The sequence below is a fragment of the Kitasatospora kazusensis genome (assembly GCF_039529945.1).
In the GTDB taxonomy this organism is placed as follows: Bacteria; Actinomycetota; Actinomycetes; order Streptomycetales; family Streptomycetaceae; genus Kitasatospora; species Kitasatospora kazusensis.
In genome coordinates this window covers 1-1,054 of record NZ_BAAANT010000134.1, presented here as the reverse complement: position 1 = coordinate 1,054, position 1,054 = coordinate 1, and the positions used below count along the sequence as shown (strand labels likewise).

General features: G+C 70.6%; 1 protein-coding gene. It reads left to right on the top strand.

Annotated elements, in window-relative coordinates; translation table 11 throughout:
• Positions 1-21 precede the first annotated feature (21 nt).
• Positions 22-1,054, top strand: a protein-coding gene (locus tag ABD330_RS32620) for an IS630 family transposase (RefSeq protein WP_425555730.1) whose coding sequence is annotated in 2 segments (ribosomal slippage) — positions 22-469 and positions 469-1,054 — 1,034 coding nt annotated over the 2 segments. Because the reading frame shifts where the segments join, the coding sequence is not laid out codon by codon here. This gene is flagged as partial in the annotation.

Genomic DNA, 1,054 nt, shown 5'->3' with positions numbered 1-1,054 from the left:
CGGTCCCGGTAGTCATGTGCTGTGAGGTATGCACAGGGCGGCGGTTTGACCGACGCGGAGAGAGCCGCGCGGGAGCGGATCCGGCGGCAGGCCGTGGAACGCTTCGAGGGCGGCGAGAAGAGCCGGGACATCGCGGCCGCGATGCGGGTGAGCGTGCGCTCGGTGGAGCGCTGGCGCCGGCAGTGGCGCGAGGACGGTGAAACGGGAATCGCCTCGAAGGGCTCACCCGGTCGCCCGAAGCTGTCCGACACCCAGATCGCACGGCTGGAAAGGGAGTTGGAGCGCGGTCCGCTGGCCCACGGCTGGGAGGACCAGCGGTGGACCCTCGCGCGGGTCAAGACGCTGATCGGCCGGCTGTTCCACGTCTCCTACACCGTGGAGGGCACGTGGGTCCTGCTCAAGCGGCATGGCTGGTCCTGGCAGCAGCCGGCCCGCCGGGCCGTCGAGCGCGACGATACGGCGGTCGAGCTGTGGAAGAAGGAGACGTGGCCGCGGGTAAAAGCACCGCGGCGGCCCGCGGGGCCTGGCTCGTCTTCGAGGACGAAGCCGGGCAGTCGATGAGGCCGCCGCGTGCCAGGACCTGGGGCAGGCTCGGCTGCACGCCGGTGGTGCGGGTGCGCGGCCGGGGAGCCGGCCGGGTCTCTATGGCGGGGCTGAGCTGCTACAAACCCGGTCAGCGGTCCCGGATGTTCTACAGCTTCCACGTCTACCGGGGCCGCAAGGGCGAGAAGAAGGGCCTGGCCTGGCAGGACTACCGGGACCTGCTCATCCGCGCGCACATCCAGCTCGGCGGCCCGGTTGTGCTCGTGTGGGACAACCTGCGCGCCCACCTGATGGCGCCGATGCAGGCGTTCATCCAGGCGAACCGGGACTGGCTGACCGTCTTCCAGCTTCCCTCGTACGCACCGGACCTCAACCCGCAGGAGGGCATCTGGTCGCTGGTCAAGCGCACCATCGGCAACCTCGCCGCCGCCGACCTCGACCAGCTCGCCCGGGCCGTCAGGCGCGGCCTGAAGCAGATCCAGTACCGCCCTCACCTCATCGACGGATGCCT